This is a genomic window from Oceanobacillus jordanicus (genome assembly GCF_022095695.1).
In the GTDB taxonomy this organism is placed as follows: Bacteria; Bacillota; Bacilli; order Bacillales; family Amphibacillaceae; genus Oceanobacillus_B; species Oceanobacillus_B jordanicus.
Genome location: NZ_JAIFZM010000001.1, coordinates 341,342 through 359,135 on the forward strand (window position 1 = coordinate 341,342; position 17,794 = coordinate 359,135).

Below are 17,794 nucleotides of genomic sequence, written 5' to 3' on the forward strand. Positions count from 1 at the left end.
TTTCGTTTTACTAAACTATTCTGATCAATGATTGCAATGCCCTTCTTTCTTAAAAATATTTCGTTACCCTAAATATATCTTATTTTACCCTTTGTTTAAAGTTATTTGCATTCCTTTTCTTAACAATTCAACTGTATTCATTTAATCCCGAAAAAGGTATAATAGTAACGAGGGATATTGCCAAATGGACAGGCATATGCTAAAGAGAAGTCCAGAAAGCCTCATAGAGTTGGACCCTCGTACAACCTTCCTAGCATTCTAAGGAAAAAGACCTGCGGTAACATCTCAAGGAAAGATTGATAAGTTATTTGATTATCAGGGCACAAATCTTACAAAAAAGCATCACGAAACTAGACCAATAAAAAATTGTACATTACGGGTACCATTTAATAGGATTTAGAAACGACAGTTTCTTCCTATATCTACGCTCCTTACGGCGTGTAGATTTGGTTCTTGCGTAGTAGCGCATCAACCAAGCGTACAAATTTTCTTGCGGTTAGAACGAGTGCTCTTCAGGTGGTAAAGTGTCCGGGCTAGTGTATACGTCAGCACATGCCTTTGTAAGAACAACAGAGATTGTCCAAGTGATTGATATGAATTCATTGGAAGAGAAACGAAAATCAGGTTACCTAGAACGAATGGCGGCGACTCCTGTGGGAATAGCATGAGACTTGAGACCCCACAGAATGAAGGAGCAAAGGCTAATACCGCCACCTCCTGTGGCAACGCCTTCGTGACCAACCTCCTGTTGGCCCGAGGCTCAAGCCATGCCCCACGGAAAGCGTCCGTCTGTAGCGAAAGGTAACGGTGTTTAACTGTCTTAGGACTTTAAAAATGAAAGAAGAAATAGGCAAAAAGTGAATGCCTAAATATACTATACGAGGGGAAACGAAGATGAAAAAATATACGATTAAAAAAGTATTTACGCTTATACTTATTGCATTATTTATGTTGGGAACTTCCGTACAGGTAATGGCCGATAGTGGTGCCAGTGATTCAGACAGTATCAATGAAAAGCTTGGAGCTCCAATTGTTGTTTATGGTGACACTTTATCAGAATCACAGAGAGAAGAGGTTCGTAGCTTACTGAAGGTTGCCGATGCTACAGCAGTACAAGAATACAATGTTACAGGAGAGGATATAGCGAATTATATTAACGGTGATGTGCACTCCAATATGTATTCAAGTGCAAAGATAGTGCGACAAGAAGAAGGAAATGGGCTGACGATCAATATTGTAACACCAGAAAATATAACGGAAGTAACAAAGGAAATGTATGCAAATGCGTTGCTTACTGCTGGGGTTGAAAATGCCACCGTTGATGTTGCCTCACCTGTAAAGGTTAGTGGTCATTCTGCTTTGACAGGTATTTATAAAGCGTATGATGTAGAGGGAGAAGAGCTCGACAAGGAACGGATGGAACTAGCTAGTGACGAGCTCGATGTTGCTACAGACCTTGCGGAAAAAGAAGGTATGGATCAAGAGAAAGTAAGTGAGTTATTAGCCGAGATCAAGAAGATGATTGCAGAGCAAAACCCTGCAACAAAAGAGGAAGTTGAACAAATTGTTGAAGATCAATTAAGCAAGTTGAACATCACGTTAAGTGATGCAGATAGACAAATGCTAGTTGATTTATTTAACAGAATGCGTGACCTTAATATAAATTTTGATCAGGTAAAAAATCAATTAGAAGATATTGCTTCAACAATTAAAGATAAAGCTGATGAACTCGGCTTAGATGAGGGCTTTTGGGAGAAGGTAGGAAACTTTTTCCGAGAAATCTTCCAGTCTCTCAGTAACATGATAAAAGGATTATTCAACTAGATATTATGGGGGGATGGGGAACAAAGATCGGAGTTATCCATCTCTATCTAATGATAAACCTATTTACAAACAATTTTATTTAAAGGCAGATTTTATAAATCACAATAAAAGCACTCTTGACCTCGCGGGGCTATGAGTGCTTTTATTGTGACTATTTTGCTTTATGGATACGTTAACTACGCGTTTTCCAGAATTACGCATGCTTTAAACAGACAGGTTATACAGCAATAATGTGCAAAGCATTACAGCTATTGTTATTACACCTACCATGAAAGGGATTAAGTAGTTTTGTGGTACGAGTTCTGATAGCGGACGCCTGTCCTTATCCTGCATACGACTAAAAAAATGCTGAAAACTATAAAATACAATATCAAAAAATCTGCCCTTCAACACATAGCCTGCTAATGAATAAAGGATGAAGAAGGTACCAACAATAAAGGAGACATTTGTATAGGACAGAAGGTTAATCCCGTTGTAAAAAATAAAAGTGAACAAGAGGATTAATAATTGTGATATTACAATCCACCACAAGACTTTTTTAAACATATTATCAACTTCCTTAAAAGAATATATGGATCATTATATCACTAGTTAGTTAAGAAATTATAAATTCTATATTATTGGAAAGAGAAATAGTGATAAAACAAGAGGTACCCGTTATCACTAGTTAGACTAAAGTCCCGTTGAATAAAATACCATTAGTTGGTAATTTTGAAAGAGTTTGGTATTTTAAAGATTGTAAAAATTATGAAATTATGTGCGGTTTTTGTCGAAAATTGTTAGAAGATTCCCCTTATAAACCCTTATAACATGCTGGTTTGACCTATTTTGCGACATAAAGTGTCAAATTTTATCGAATTAAAAGACAATTTACAATTAATTCCCTTGTTTGTATAATAACTATTGTGAATAAGAAAAGGGAGTGTAAAAAGTGAAAAAGTCAAAATATTATCTCATTATTGCTTTAGCTTTAACAGTAGGATTAGTACTTTCTGCCTGTAACTCTGGTTCAGATTCTGGCAGTGATGATGGAGGAGATAGTAACAATTCCTCAGAGTCAGGAAAACAAGTCCTAAATATGATAGAAACAGCAGAAATTCCGACTGGCGACCCGGCACTAGCTACAGATGCCTCAAGCTTTATTGTTTTTGGACAAACAATGGAAGGTCTATATATTTTAGATGAAAATGATAACCCTATCCCAGCAATAGCCGATGGGGAGCCTGAAATTAGTGAAGATGGAAAGGAATACACTTTTAAATTGCGTGAAGATGCAAAATGGTCTAACGGTGACTCAGTCACTGCAAACGATTTTGTTTATGCTTGGAAAAGAGCAGTAGATCCTGAAACTGGGTCACAATACGCTTACATGTTTTCTGGGATTATAGAAAATGCAACGGCGATCGTAAATGGAGAAGCTGATCCAGAAGAATTGAGTGTAGAAGCCACTGATGATTATACATTAAAGGTAACACTTGAAGAACCGGTTGAGTATTTGAATTCATTACTTGCATTTGGAACTTACTTACCATTAAATGAAGAGTTCGTTGAAGAAAAAGGTGACGATTTTGGTACAAATAGTGACAATATGCTAGCAAACGGTCCATTTGTACTTGAAGAGTGGGATGGCACAGGCCTAAATTGGAAATATACTAAAAATGACGAATATTACGATTTAGACAATGTAAGCTTAGATGAAGTAAATGTACAGATTTCTAAAGAACCAGGTACAGCGGTTAACTTATTTGAGACTGGAAAAGCAGATCGTACAGCTGCCTTAAGCGCAGAATATGCGAAACAGTACAAAGGTAACGAAAATGCTGCTACGTTTGAAGAAGGAAGCTCTTGGTATTTGAAGTTTAACCAAGAACGTAATGGTGAAGAAACTCCATTAGCTAATGAGAATATTCGTAAAGCATTAGCTATGTCTTTTGACAAAGAGGCTTATACTGAACAGGTACTATCTAATGGTTCCGTTCCAGCTGACGGTTATGTGCCAAGAGGCTTGGCAAAAAATCCGGAGACTGGTGAGGACTTCAGAGAAGAAAGTGGAAGTCTAATTTCATATGATGTAGAAAAAGCCCAAGAGTATTGGGAAAAAGGTTTGGAAGAATTAGGCGTTGATGAACTTAATCTAGATTATCTAAGTGATGATACAGAAAATGCCAAAAAAACGTCTGAGTATTTCAAAAACCAGTTGGAAACAAATCTTGAAGGTCTAACTGTTAATCTAAAAAATGTACCATTTAAAGTACGTCTTGATACAGTGACGAAGCAAGATTACGATATTGTAATGCATGGTTGGGGACCTGACTACCTGGATCCAATGACCTTCCTTGATTTGTATGTTACAGATGGAGGAAATAATAATACAGGTTATTCAAATGAAGAATACGATCAGTTAATCGACGATGCTAAAGTGAAATATGCAAATGATCCTGCTAAACGTTGGGAAGTAATGTTAGAAGCTGAAAAACTTTTAGTACAAGAGGATACAGTAGTTGCACCTATTTACCAACGCGGAAGATTAACACTAATTAAACCATATGTAAAAGGGTTAGAAGAACATTTATTTGGCCCAGATTATTCACTTAAAAATGTAACAATTGAAAAGTAAGATAAGTAATTAAAAGAATAACCAGCAAAATGGTAAAAGAGGGTATTTCATATACTCTCTTTTATCCGTTTTTGTACCCGTTTATTTAGAAAATTTTCATTTATTTGTGTTTAGGAGGAAACAGGATGGCGAAGTATATTACAAAGCGTATAATTTTTCTAGTTATTACGTTGTTTATTATAGCTTCAGTAACATTTTTCTTAATGAAGTTTCTGCCTGGTACCCCATTTCAAAATGAAGAAAAATTATCAGTTGAACAGCGAGAGATTTTAAATGAGAAGTATGGCTTGGATCAACCGGTACCTGTACAATATGCGAATTATATGATCAATATTGTAAAAGGTGATTTGGGAGTATCGTTTCAATTTGACAATCAATCTGTAACGCACCTATTAGCAAATAGAGTAGGACCATCATTACAGCTTGGTTTTCAAGCAATGCTAATAGGAACAATAATTGGCGTCTTACTTGGTGTACTGGCTGCAATGTTCCAAAATACGTGGATTGATTACGGGAGTACGTTCTTGGCTGTATTTGGAAAATCTATTCCATCCTTTGTATTCGCAGCACTTCTTCAATTCGTAATAGGAGTTAAGCTCGGATGGCTCCCCGTCGCTTCATGGGATGGATTTTCCTCATCGATCATGCCCACCATTGCATTAGCAATTTTCCCTATCGCAACAGCAGCTCGTTTTATGAGAACGGAACTGATTGATGTTTTAGGGTCAGACTATATTACATTAGCTAAAGCAAAAGGTAATTCCAGAATGGAAGTATCCTTCAAACATGCTGTCCGCAACGCGCTCATTCCCCTGATAACTGTACTAGGGCCAATGGCCGTTGGATTAATGACCGGCTCCATGGTTGTAGAGCAAATATTTGCTATTCCAGGAATTGGTGAGCAGTTTGTAAAATCCATTCAAACAAATGATTTCCCAATCATTATGGGGACAACATTGTTTTTTGCTTTCTTGTTGACAGTGATCATTTTAATCATCGATATACTCTATGGAATTATTGATCCAAGAATCCGCTTGGCTGGAGGGGATAAATCATGACAAAAAGTGCAGAAGAGATAGAAAAGCACCGGTTTGCACCTGCTCCTCAGCAGAATGGTGATAATGAGAGAATCGCGAAACCACAACTTTCATTTAGTAAAGATGCTTGGCTTCGTGTTAGAAAGAATAAAGGGGCGCTAATTAGTTTAGTTGTTTTGGCCCTTGTGGTTCTAATGGCTATAATAGGCCCACATCTTTCTCCTCACGACGGGTACGAACAAGATGTTACAAGAAACAACCTTGCGCCTCGTATTCAAGGTTTAGAAAAATTAGGGATATTTGATGGTACCCAGAAAATTGGTGGGGAAGAAGTAAATAAATATGATGATCTCAATGTAGACGATTATTACTGGTTTGGAACAGATAGCCTTGGACGTGATTTATTCACTCGTACTTGGTTGGGAACTAGAGTTTCATTATATATAGCACTTTTAGCAGCAGTTATCGATATGCTCATTGGTGTGATTTACGGTTTGATTTCTGGTTTCAGAGGTGGACGAGTTGATAATGTCATGCAACGAATCCTAGAGGTGCTTTCTGGCATACCGAATTTGATCGTTGTAATTTTAATGTTGTTGATCTTAAATCCTGGTATCTTGTCCATTACAATTGCCATGGTTATCACTGGCTGGATCGGAATGGCTAGGGTTGTACGTGGACAAGTATTAAAACTAAAGGATCAGGAGTATATTTTAGCTTCAAGAACACTTGGAGCCAAAAACAACAGGTTGCTATTTAAACACTTATTACCAAATTTGTCAGGCGTTATTATTATAAACACGATGTTCACGATACCAAGTGCTATTTTCTTTGAAGCTTTTCTAAGTTTTATTGGAATTGGGTTACAGGCACCGGAAGCATCCCTAGGTACATTAATTTCCGACGGATATAAAACGTTCCAATTCTTGCCTCACTTAATGGTTATTCCATGTATTGTGATTTGTATTATTTTAATAACATGTAATTTAATTGGAGATGGACTTCGTGATGCATTTGATCCAAAAATGCGCGATTAAAATTGAGGTGAAATGGATATGAAAAAACTATTGGAAGTGAAAGATCTTCATATATCGTTCCATACATTTGCAGGAGAAGTACAGGCAATCCGTGGAGTGGACTTTGATTTAAATGAAGGAGAAACGCTTGCGATTGTAGGAGAATCAGGTTCTGGTAAATCGGTAACAACCAAGTCTATTATGCGCTTGCTACCCCCAGGGAATTCTGAAATAAAAGCTGGGAATATCCTTTTTAATGGTAAAGATCTTACCAAAGCATCGGAAAAAGAGATGCAAAAAGTGCGTGGCCAGGATATTTCAATGATTTTCCAGGATCCGATGACCTCTTTGAATCCTACAATGACAATAGGAAAGCAGATTATGGAGCCTTTATTAAAACATCAAAAGTTAAGCAAACAGGAAGCAAAGGAACGTGCAATTAAATTGTTGGATTTAGTTGGAATTCCCAAACCGGAAATTCGCCTAAAGCAATATCCGCATCAATTCTCTGGAGGAATGAGACAACGTGTGGTAATTGCTATTGCACTCGCTTGTGCTCCTAAAGTACTGATTGCAGATGAACCAACAACTGCTTTAGATGTTACGATACAAGGCCAAATATTGGACTTAATGAAAGATCTACAAAAACAAATTGAGACATCGATTATTTTTATTACGCATGACCTAGGCGTTGTAGCAAATGTTGCTGACCGTGTAGCAGTCATGTATGGTGGTAAAATTGTCGAAATTGGAACAGTGGATGAAATCTTTTATAATCCACAACATCCATATACATGGGGACTAATTAGCTCAATGCCTAGCCTGGATAGTACAGAAGAGGAGCTCTATGTGATTCCTGGTACTCCACCAGACTTGCTTAATCCCCCTAAGGGTGATGCGTTCGCTCAAAGAAACCCTTATGCAATGATGATAGATTTGGAAGAAGAACCACCAATGTTCAAAGTGTCGGACACTCATTTTGCAGCCACATGGCTTCTGCACCCTAATTCGCCAAAAGTAGAGCCACCTACTGCGGTCAAAGAAAGAATGGCTAAATTCCAAGCGAAACAAGCTAATTCTTTGAAAGGGGGAGAGTGACTTGACGGAAAAGCTATTGGAAGTAAAAAATCTTAAGCAACACTTTAATGTTGGCAAACCAAAAGAAGTCCGCGCTGTTGATGGGATAACTTTTGATATCTATAAAGGCGAAACATTAGGGCTTGTTGGGGAATCTGGTTGTGGGAAATCGACAACCGGAAGAACGATAATACGTTTATACGATGCTACAGATGGTGAGGTTCTGTATAAAGGTGTCAATGTTCATGGAAAAAAATCTAGTTCTGAGTTAAAGGAATTTAACCAAAAAATGCAAATGATTTTCCAGGATCCTTATGCATCATTAAACCCAAGGATGAAGGTATCTGATATTATTGCAGAGGGGATGGACATCCACGGTCTTGCCAAATCACAAAAAGATCGGGCGGAAAAAGTCTATTCACTATTGGAGACAGTAGGCCTAAATCGTGAACACGCTAACCGTTACCCCCATGAATTTTCTGGTGGACAAAGACAAAGGATCGGGATTGCCCGCGCACTAGCTGTAAATCCTGAATTTATCATTGCTGATGAGCCAATTTCGGCTTTGGATGTATCAATTCAAGCGCAAGTAGTAAACCTGTTGAAGAAATTGCAAAAAGAAAAACAGTTAACCTATTTATTCATAGCGCATGATTTGTCTATGATTAAATATATAAGTGATCGTATTGGAGTTATGTATTTTGGGAAGTTGGTTGAACTTGCTCCAGCGGAGGATTTATACCGTAACCCCATGCATCCTTATACGCAATCATTACTCTCAGCTATTCCGCTTCCAGACCCTGATTACGAACGGTCAAGAGTGCGAAAAACTTATGACGCTAGTCAGCATAAGTATGAGCAAGGGGAAGAGGTAAAAATGCGTGAAGTAGCACCAGGACATTTTGTCAGCTGTTCAGAGAAAGAGTTTGCAGAATACAAAGCAAAGTATATTGTATAGGTTTCACTAGAGAGAAACTAGAACATAATTGCCTAGTTAGATAGAAGGCTCCGATTATCAAGTTTGGTAATCGGAGCTTTTTAGGTTATATGTATTTTAAATAGAGTAATCACAAAATTTTTTAAGTTAAAAACTCTTAATCCTACCAGTCTAAATCCAAGTAATAGCAAGGGTTTGAAACGTGTATAAATAAATAACTGAATATTTTAAATATCTAATAATACTAACTTTTTTGCAAAAAAGTAGTGAAATAATTCTAAATTAGTAGTATAATTTGCTCATGGGTAATTTCGAATTATCTGTTAATTATACTAGAGAAGAATTAGGAGGGTCAATGAATGTTAAAGAAGAAATGGTTTTTGCTATTAACTTTGGTTTTTGCTTTAGGTCTTCTATTAGCAGCATGTAGCGGGGATGATTCGGGAGAAGAATCCAGTGGAGACAGTAATGCAGGGGAAGACAGTTCAGATAATTCAGAAGGGTCAGATGGGGAAGAGAAGCTTGCTGCTGACCAAACATTTGATATAAACATAAAAACAGAGCCACCTTCATTAAATCCAGGGACCGCATCGGACACTACTTCCGGAGCTGTACTTGATCAGGTTTTCGAAGGTCTAATGCGAATTAACCAAGATGGCGAAGTTGAAGAAGCAATGGCTGAGTCATATGAAGTCTCAGATGACCAAAAAACATACACGTTTAAAATTCGTGAGGATGCAACTTGGTCAAATGGTGACCCTGTAACAGCACAGGATTTTGAATATGCTTGGAAATGGGTGCTAAATCCTGACCATGCAGATACTGATTATGCTTATCAGCTATATCCAATTAAAGGAGCTCAAGCAGCAAAAGAAGAAGGAGCATCCTTGGATGATGTAGGAATCACAGTAGAAGATGATAAAACACTTGTCGTGGAATTAAACCAAGGAACTCCATATTTCCTTGATCTAACAGCATTTTATACTTATTATCCAGTTAACCATAAAGTAGTAGAAGGTAATGATGATTGGGCTCAGGAAGCATCTGACATGTACGTAACAAATGGTCCATTCACTTTGGAATCATGGGCACATAAAGATCAGGTAGTACTTAAGAAGTATGAAGATTACTGGGATGCCGAAACAGTAAAACTTGAAACAATTAACATGTATATGGTTGACGATGCTAATACAGCATTAGAAATGTACAATGGTGGAGAATTGGATTGGGCGGGAGATCCGACAAGTTCATTACCACTTCCAGCAATTCCATCTTTGAAGCAGGACGGATCGTTAAATCTATCACCACTAGCGGGTGTATACTATTATGCATTTAATACAGAAGAGTCTCCTTTTGATAATGTAAATATCCGTAAAGCATTTGCTTCAGCGATTAACCGTGAAGGAATAGTGCAAAGTATTACGCAGCGTGAAGAGCAACCTGCAATGGCACTAGTTCCTCCATCAATCTGGGAAGAAAATGAAGAAGGGTACTTTGAAGACAATAACGCTGAGCAAGCAAAAGAATACTTGGAAGCTGGCTTAGAAGAATTAGGTATGGACGAATTACCACCAATAAGCTTGTCTTATAACACGGATGAGGCGCATGCTGCGATTGCGCAGGCCGTACAGGATATGTGGAGAGAAAATCTTGGTGTAGAAGTTGAACTAAATAACGAAGAATGGAACGTATATCTTGACAGCATGGGCGAAGGTAACTTCCAAGCAGGAAGAATGGGCTGGTTAGCTGACTTTAACGATGCGATCAACTTCCTTGAAATCTTCCAATCAGTAGGTGGAAACAACTACACAAATTGGGAGAGCGAAGAGTACTCCGATCTACTTGAGCAATCAAGAACAGAGGGCGATGCTGATGCACGTAAAGAAATCTTACGTGAAGCAGAGAAGATCTTTATGGATGAAATGCCAATTGCTCCAGTATACTTCTATACAAACGCATGGTTAAGTAAAGACAATGTTAAGAATATCGAAGTTTCTGGGCTTGGTGGAGTTCAATTTAAGTGGGGTTACCTAACAGAAGAGTAAAAAAAGATTATAAACAATAATGGAGTATAGGGGTATATAATTTATATACCCCTATACTCCCCATATCTTTTAACATAGAAAATTCCAGAAAATAACAACACGACTATTAAACTCCTAGAAAGAATAATGAACATAATAGCGAAGCTCCTACTAGAGCTTTCTTTATCAGCTGTGTATCTGACACCAACATGTTGGGTGACTCGGTACTTTTTAGGGGGTGAACCATTTCACTCCCTTTAAATTTGGAATTAACTAAATACTTCATTTATTTAGAAATAAAATTGGAGGTGTGTACATATGGCAAGATATCTGCTGAAACGACTTGTTTACATTGTTGTTTCCTTGTTTTTAATCGTAACCATTACTTTTTTCTTAATGCAGGCCGCCCCTGGTGGTCCCTTTGCTTCCGAAAAAAAATTGACCCCCGCCATAGAGGCGCAGATGAATGAGGCATATGGCTTGGATGAACCATTGCACGTACAATATATGAATTATGTGGTCAACGCTTTCTCCTTTGATTTTGGCCCTTCTTTTAAATACGTTGGCCAAGACGTTACAGATATTATTGCAAGAAGTTTTCCATATTCCCTAATACTGGGCCTTGAAGCTATTTTCATTGCTTTATCAATTGGTGTGTTACTCGGTGTGGTTGCAGCAGTAAAGCACAATAAATTTGGTGATTATACGGCAATGGTAATTGCGGTACTAGGTATCTCGGTTCCAAGCTTTATAATGGCGACTATTCTTCAATATATATTTGCAATTAAGCTGGGAGCGTTACCTGTGGGTAGGTTTGATACATTTTGGCATTCCATCCTTCCAGCCGTTGCACTAGCTACGACTCCACTTGCTTTTATAGCACGACTTATGCGCTCAAGTATGCTGGAAGTACTAAATTCGGATTATATAAAGACGGCGAAATCCAAAGGGATGAGTCAAAAAGTAGTAACGTACAAACACGGACTTCGAAATGCGATTTTACCAGTAGTATCCTATTTGGGGCCGCTGGTTGTCAGCATTCTAACAGGAAGTTTTATTATCGAGAGTATCTTTGGTATTCCCGGGTTGGGCAGTGAGTTTGTACAAAGTGTAACAAACCGAGATTACACGGTAATCATGGGTACGACAGTATTTTTCAGTGTGCTGTTACTTATATCTATTCTTATCGTGGACTTATTATATGGTCTCGTCGACCCACGAATTAAGGTTACTGGCAAGGGAGGCAAATCGTAATGGCACAAACACAATTGAAGGATTCAGATTTCGAACCACTATACGTGGATGAAAATGAAGCTGAGAAAATTGCCGGGGAAAGTAACTCCTATTGGAAGGATGCTTGGCGACGGTTTAAGAAGAATAAACTCGCACTTTCTGGGGTTGTCGTCATAATCTTATTAGGAATCATGTCTTTTATTGGTGGACCGATATCAGGGCATAATTATTTTGAGAACGACCTTTTAAGTGCAAACAAACAACCTTCTGCGGAACATTGGTTTGGGACAGACAACCTTGGAAGAGATATTTTTGCAAGAACGTGGTATGGTGCTAAGATTTCGTTGTTTATTGGACTAATGGCAGCCTTGATTGACCTTATTGTTGGAATTATTTGGGGTTCCATTGCAGGCTTCTTTGGCGGAAAAGTAGATGAGTATATGATGCGTGTTGCAGATATTTTATACGGTGTGCCATATCTTCTTGTTGTAATATTGCTTATGGTAATACTTCCACAGGGCCTATGGACGCTGATTATAGCGATGACAATTACTGGTTGGATAAATATGGCCAGAATTGTTAGAGGACAGGTTATGCAATTAAAGTCAGAAGAATATGTGTTGGCTTCACAATCACTAGGAGCGAGTAATGTAAGATTGCTATTTAAGCATCTCGTGCCAAATACAATGGGCCCGATCCTTGTTACGTTAACACTAACTATTCCGACTGCAATCTTTACAGAAGCATTCCTTAGTTTTCTTGGACTTGGTGTCCCTGCACCACTTGCGAGTTGGGGAACCATGTCATCTGATGCATTAGCATCGTTTCAGTACTTCCCATTCCAGCTATTCTTTCCAGCCTTTTTCATTTGTTTGACCATGCTGGCTTTTAACGTAATTGGAGATGGAATGAGAGATGCTCTAGATCCGAAAGAAAGATAGAAAAGGGGAAGATACAAATGAGTAAAATACTAGAGGTGAAAGACCTTTCGATAGCATTTGAAACGTATGGAGGAGAAGTCCAGGCGGTCCGTGGTGTAGAGTTTGACCTACATGAACAAGAAACATTGGCCATTGTGGGAGAGTCTGGTTCAGGTAAAAGTGTAACTGCACAATCACTTATGAGATTAACTCCGATGCCTCCCGGAAAATTTACCAGCGGCTCGATTATGTTTAATGGCGAAAATCTTGTTGATAAGTCGGACAAGCAAATGGAAGAGATTCGTGGAAGAGACATTAGTATGATTTTTCAGGATCCAATGACGTCTTTAAATCCAACTATGACAGTTGGAAAGCAAATTGCTGAAGGCCTGATTAAGCACCAAAATATGTCGAAAAAAGCAGCCCATAATCGTGGGGTTGAGTTGTTAAAACTTGTAGGTATTCCAAATCCTGAAACTAGAATTAATCAATACCCCCACCAATATTCGGGGGGAATGAGGCAACGTGCTATGATTGCAATAGCACTTGCTTGTGATCCAAAGCTATTGATAGCTGATGAACCTACCACGGCTTTAGATGTAACAATCCAGGCGCAGATACTTGACCTGATGCGTGAAATCCAAAAGAAAACTGGAACAGCTATCATTCTCATTACACATGACCTTGGCGTTGTTGCGAATGCTGCAAGTAGGGTTGCTGTAATGTATGGTGGGAAAATTGTAGAAACAGGGAATGTTGATGAAATCTTTTATCAACCAAAACATCCATATACATGGGGCTTGCTTTCTTCCATGCCAAGTCTAGATAGTAAAGAGGAAGAATTGGAGGCGATACCAGGGTCTCCACCAGATTTAAAGGATCCTCCAAAGGGTTGTCCTTTCGTTACCCGTTGCCCCTATGCAATGAAAGTTTGTGAGAATCACATGCCGGAATATACCGATGTTTCTGCTACACAAAAAACAGCCTGCTGGTTGCTAGATGAGCGTGCTCCTGATGTGGAACCACCTCAATCTGCAAGAGTTGAAGGGGTGAAGACACATGCATAGCAGCAAAGAAAAATTACTAGAAATAAAAGATCTAAAAAAGCATTTTAAACTAGATAGGAAAAATATATTGAAAGCTGTCGATGGTGTTTCATTTGATATTTACAAAGGTGAAACTTTTGGACTTGTAGGGGAATCTGGTTGCGGAAAATCTACTGCAGGAAGAACCATTATGCGATTATACGAGGCAACAGAAGGCGAAGTTGACTTCTATGGTGAAAACGTTCATGGGAAGAAACGTAAAAAGGAATTAAAGAAGTTTAACCAGGATATGCAGATGATTTTCCAAGACCCTTATGCGTCATTAAACCCACGTATGACGGTTAAGGATATTATTGCAGAAGGGCTTGATATTCATAAGCTGGCTCATTCAAGAAAAGAAAGAATGGACAAGGTAAATGAATTGCTAGAAACAGTGGGGCTCAACAGTGAACATGGTAACAGGTATCCCCATGAGTTCAGTGGAGGGCAGCGTCAACGTATTGGTATCGCCCGTGCATTGGCAGTAGACCCTAAATTTATTGTAGCTGATGAGCCGATATCTGCACTGGATGTTTCTATTCAAGCACAGGTTGTTAATCTTCTTAAAAGATTACAAAAAGAACATGGGCTTACCTACTTATTTATCGCTCATGACTTGTCCATGGTAAAACATATCAGCGATCGGGTAGGAGTTATGTACTTAGGGAAAATGGCAGAAATTGCGCCAAGTGATGATTTGTACGCAGAGCCTTTACATCCATACACACAGGCATTACTAAGTGCTATTCCTATTTCAAACCCAGAAGTAGAACGTTCCCGCGAGCGTATTATAGTGGAAGGCGATGTCCCAAGCCCTGTAAGCCCACCAAGCGGTTGTCGCTTTAGAACAAGATGCCCATTTGCTATGGAGTCTTGTGCTAAAGTGGAACCAGAATGGCAAGAGCATACAGAAGGGCATTGGGTTGCATGCCACTTGTATAATGATAAGTATAATCAAGAATACAAACAAAAACAGGCTAATTAATAGAAGAAGAGGACGGGACATAACAGAAAGTTTTAGTCAAAAGACGGATGATAGCTAGAATAAGCGAAGAATATTTCTGAAGCGGTTTTTCAGACACCATTACTTCGTGTTTATCATTTGCGTAAATAACTTTGTCCCGTCCTCTTTTTTCTGTGTGCATTTATGTAATAAGATACGTATATTAGCAATCTATTGTAATATTAGTGAGATATATAGGCAATTTGACACAAATCTATTATATTTGTAATATTTGAGGCTAGTTTTGGTAATGCTTGTAATAGACTCTTAAAAGTCTTGTAACTGCATTGACTCTACCCGTGTGGTACGATAGTCAATGTCAGAAATTCAAGGAGGGACTATCGAATGAGAAAATTAGTAGCTTCATTCGCAACAGGCATTATTATTGCTGGCGCTGCTGCAACAACTGTTTCAGCAGAAGAGTACGAGGTAAAACCTGGAGACAACCTGTGGGACATTGCAGACGAATATAACACAACCGTAGACGATCTAGTTGACATAAATGAATTGAAATCCACTGTGATACTACCAAAACAAACATTATTTATTAATGAAATGTATGAGGTAGAAAAAGGAGATACGTTAATTGGTATCTCTAAAAAGTTTGATACTACGGTAGAAGATTTGAAAGAATGGAACGAGCTAGACTCTGATTTACTTACAATTGGACAAGAGTTAAAAATTCAGGGTGTAAACGTTGCAGAGGACAACAAGCCAGCTGCCAAAGTTGAAAAGAAAGAAACAGAGGAAAAAGAAGTAACTACACAGAACAATGCTAAAGCCGATAAAGAAGAGCAAGAAACTAAAGCAGAGAAAACAACGAAACAAACTTCAAATTCCGATCAAAAAGCAGAAGGAAAAACGATCTCTGTAACAGCAACTGCGTACACTGCAAATTGTGATGGTTGCTCTGGTGTTACTTCAACAGGTGTTGATTTAAATAAAAACCCTGATGCAAAAGTAATCGCTGTGGACCCTAATGTAATTCCACTTGGTTCTAAAGTTTATGTGGAAGGTTATGGTTATGCCACAGCTGCCGATATCGGCGGAGCAATTAAAGGTAATAAAATTGACTTGCACGTACCAAACAAAGATGCCGCTTATGACTGGGGCGTACGTACAGTAGATGTTACTGTTGTTGAATAAGTAAACAATTAAAATTAAATATAAGCTTTATAAAATAAAAGGGAAGCATCGTTTAGTAGATGTTTTCCTTTTATTTTTTTATATTAAACATATATTTTATCTAAGATTGGACACTAATAGAATGCGAGTTTTCGTCAACTATTTCTGTTGCGTCATCATTGACTTGAGTATAACCAATTACGCCAAATCCGACGATGAGCACTGCAAATAAGGCTACAAGTAATTTCTTCATGCTGATGCCTCCACTAATTTATTTATCCTGCCTTAAAACTGGCAGTAATCCCCCCACCAATTGAAGGTTCACGTTATATTTTAAGTATAATCGAGATTGATATTCCTAGCTATGCTTTTTGGTTACATTTTTACAGGTAATTCTTACAAATTTGTAAGGGTTTTAGAAGAGTAAGACTATTTAACAGGTACCTACTTCCATTAAACATTTAGTTGGCTTTGTGTTAAACTTAAAGTAAAGAAGAAGTACAACAAAGTGAAACTTCAATCAGTGGGGTTCATTCTTAACACTGATTGTTAGTTGAACGAATCGGGGTGTTAGCGTCCGTTTTCTCTCACTAAAAACATACAGTTTCACCTCAAGAAGTGGGAGACTTACGGACGGTTGCACCGGGATAAATCCATGTGATTGCCATATAAGGAGGAAAAAGTAATGAGTAGTAAGATACTAAATAACTTTTTAAATGAAAATATTGCTGAACTTAAAGAACGTGGATTATATAATGAAATTGATCCAGTAATCGGTGCAAACGGCCCGGAAATTAACATTGATGGAAAGTCGTTAGTGAACTTGTCTTCCAACAACTATTTAGGTCTCGCAACAGATGATAGACTGAAAGCGGTTGCGAAAGATGCTGTAGATTCGCATGGTGTTGGAGCTGGTGCCGTACGTACAATTAATGGGACGCTGGACCTCCATCTAAATTTAGAGAAAAAGCTAGCTGAATTTAAAGGTACAGAGGCGGCAATTTCCTTCCAATCTGGTTTTAATTGTAACATGGCAGCAATTTCAGCTGTTATGGATAAAAATGACGCAATTTTATCGGATGAACTAAACCATGCATCCATTATTGATGGATGCCGTCTATCAAAGGCGAAAATAATCCGTGTAAATCACTCTGATATGGAAGACCTTCGTCAAAAAGCAAAAGAGGCAACAGAGTCAGGCAATTATAATAAAGTAATGATTATAACCGATGGTGTATTTTCTATGGATGGCGATATTGCCAAGCTTCCTGAGATTGTGGAAATTGCAGAGGAGTTTGATCTGATCACCTATGTGGATGATGCACATGGCTCAGGAGTACTTGGTAAAGGCGCCGGAACAGTGAAGCATTTTGGCTTGCAGGATAAGGTGGACTTCCAAATGGGAACACTTTCTAAAGCAATTGGCGTAATTGGCGGGTATGTTGCTGGTAAGGCAAACTTAATTGACTGGCTGAAAGTTCGCTCCCGTCCATTTCTTTTCTCCACAGCCGTTTCACCAGCAGATGCAGTTGCGAGTACCCGAGCTATTGAGTTATTAATGGAAAGCACAGAACTTAATGAAAAACTATGGGAAAATGCCAACTACTTGAAAGCCGGTTTGAAAGAATTAGGCTTTGATATTGGGAATAGTGAAACACCAATTACCCCGTGTGTAATTGGGGACGAAAATGATACCCAAAAATTTAGCAGAAGACTTTATGAAGAAGGCGTATATGCAAAATCCATTGTGTTTCCAACAGTTCCACGAGGCACAGGGCGTGTCCGTAACATGCCAACTGCTGCACACACGAAAGAAATGCTGGATAACGCCTTGAAGGTTTATGAAAAAGTAGGTAAAGAGATGGGCATAATCTAGCATCAACGAAGATGAGGGGT

Annotated in this window: 16 protein-coding genes; 14 read left to right on the plus strand and 2 right to left on the minus strand. The window is 38.4% G+C overall.

The window, feature by feature from the left end:
* Positions 1-524: 524 nt before the first annotated feature.
* Together K3T81_RS01640 and K3T81_RS01645 are read left to right on the plus strand one after the other, a co-directional pair.
* Complete coding sequence (locus K3T81_RS01640; RefSeq protein ID WP_238017803.1) at positions 525-668, plus strand: hypothetical protein; 144 nt, start codon at positions 525-527, stop codon at positions 666-668.
* Between the two features lie 226 nt (positions 669-894).
* Positions 895-1,824 carry a DUF1002 domain-containing protein gene (locus K3T81_RS01645; protein ID WP_238017805.1) on the plus strand — a complete coding sequence of 310 codons (930 nt, stop codon included), beginning with the start codon at positions 895-897 and terminating at the stop codon, positions 1,822-1,824.
* Positions 1,825-2,028: 204 nt separating this feature from the next.
* Here K3T81_RS01645 and K3T81_RS01650 read toward each other — a convergent pair whose 3' ends face one another.
* Positions 2,029-2,370 carry a DUF3899 domain-containing protein gene (locus tag K3T81_RS01650; RefSeq protein WP_106898115.1) on the minus strand — a complete coding sequence of 114 codons (342 nt, stop codon included), beginning with the start codon at positions 2,368-2,370 and terminating at the stop codon, positions 2,029-2,031.
* Between the two features lie 385 nt (positions 2,371-2,755).
* Between K3T81_RS01650 and K3T81_RS01655 the strand changes: the two genes are divergently transcribed.
* From K3T81_RS01655 to K3T81_RS01705, 11 genes are all read left to right on the plus strand, one after another.
* The gene (locus K3T81_RS01655; protein ID WP_238017807.1) at positions 2,756-4,441 is read left to right on the plus strand and encodes a peptide ABC transporter substrate-binding protein; all 1,686 of its coding nucleotides are present in this window, start codon (positions 2,756-2,758) and stop codon (positions 4,439-4,441) included.
* A 125-nt stretch (positions 4,442-4,566) separates the two neighbouring features.
* Positions 4,567-5,499 carry an oligopeptide ABC transporter permease gene (gene opp3b, locus K3T81_RS01660; protein WP_106898113.1) on the plus strand — a complete coding sequence of 311 codons (933 nt, stop codon included), beginning with the start codon at positions 4,567-4,569 and terminating at the stop codon, positions 5,497-5,499.
* Complete coding sequence (opp3C, locus tag K3T81_RS01665) at positions 5,496-6,515, plus strand: oligopeptide ABC transporter permease (protein ID WP_238017809.1); 1,020 nt, start codon at positions 5,496-5,498, stop codon at positions 6,513-6,515. Before opp3b ends, opp3C begins: the two co-directional genes overlap by 4 nt.
* A gap of 18 nt (positions 6,516-6,533) precedes the next feature.
* A complete protein-coding gene (locus tag K3T81_RS01670; protein ID WP_238017811.1) occupies positions 6,534-7,592 on the plus strand; it encodes an ABC transporter ATP-binding protein in 1,059 nt (352 codons plus the stop codon).
* A 1-nt stretch (position 7,593) separates the two neighbouring features.
* On the plus strand, positions 7,594-8,529 hold the full coding sequence (locus tag K3T81_RS01675) for an ABC transporter ATP-binding protein (protein ID WP_238017813.1): 936 nt from the start codon (positions 7,594-7,596) through the stop codon (positions 8,527-8,529).
* Positions 8,530-8,867: 338 nt separating this feature from the next.
* Positions 8,868-10,553 (plus strand): peptide ABC transporter substrate-binding protein, encoded by a 1,686-nt coding sequence (locus tag K3T81_RS01680; RefSeq protein ID WP_238017815.1) that lies wholly within the window; start codon positions 8,868-8,870, stop codon positions 10,551-10,553.
* Positions 10,554-10,850: 297 nt separating this feature from the next.
* Positions 10,851-11,786: an ABC transporter permease gene (locus K3T81_RS01685; protein WP_238017817.1), complete on the plus strand. Its 936-nt coding sequence runs from the start codon at positions 10,851-10,853 to the stop codon at positions 11,784-11,786.
* Complete coding sequence (locus K3T81_RS01690) at positions 11,786-12,706, plus strand: ABC transporter permease (RefSeq protein WP_238017819.1); 921 nt, start codon at positions 11,786-11,788, stop codon at positions 12,704-12,706. The genes K3T81_RS01685 and K3T81_RS01690 overlap by 1 nt, the downstream gene beginning before the upstream one ends.
* 17 nt (positions 12,707-12,723) lie before the next feature.
* Positions 12,724-13,752: an ABC transporter ATP-binding protein gene (locus tag K3T81_RS01695; protein ID WP_238017821.1), complete on the plus strand. Its 1,029-nt coding sequence runs from the start codon at positions 12,724-12,726 to the stop codon at positions 13,750-13,752.
* The gene (locus tag K3T81_RS01700) at positions 13,745-14,755 is read left to right on the plus strand and encodes an ABC transporter ATP-binding protein (protein WP_106898105.1); all 1,011 of its coding nucleotides are present in this window, start codon (positions 13,745-13,747) and stop codon (positions 14,753-14,755) included. The genes K3T81_RS01695 and K3T81_RS01700 overlap by 8 nt, the downstream gene beginning before the upstream one ends.
* A gap of 363 nt (positions 14,756-15,118) precedes the next feature.
* Positions 15,119-15,919, plus strand: a complete 801-nt coding sequence (locus tag K3T81_RS01705; protein ID WP_106898104.1) for a 3D domain-containing protein — start codon at positions 15,119-15,121, stop codon at positions 15,917-15,919.
* A gap of 100 nt (positions 15,920-16,019) precedes the next feature.
* On the opposite strand, the gene K3T81_RS19450 is transcribed toward K3T81_RS01705, so the two are convergent.
* A complete protein-coding gene (locus K3T81_RS19450; RefSeq protein ID WP_259343647.1) occupies positions 16,020-16,151 on the minus strand; it encodes a hypothetical protein in 132 nt (43 codons plus the stop codon).
* Positions 16,152-16,583: 432 nt separating this feature from the next.
* Here K3T81_RS19450 and K3T81_RS01710 point away from each other — a divergent pair, with 432 nt between their 5' ends.
* A complete protein-coding gene (locus K3T81_RS01710) occupies positions 16,584-17,774 on the plus strand; it encodes a glycine C-acetyltransferase (protein ID WP_238017823.1) in 1,191 nt (396 codons plus the stop codon).
* The last annotated feature ends 20 nt before the right edge of the window (positions 17,775-17,794 follow it).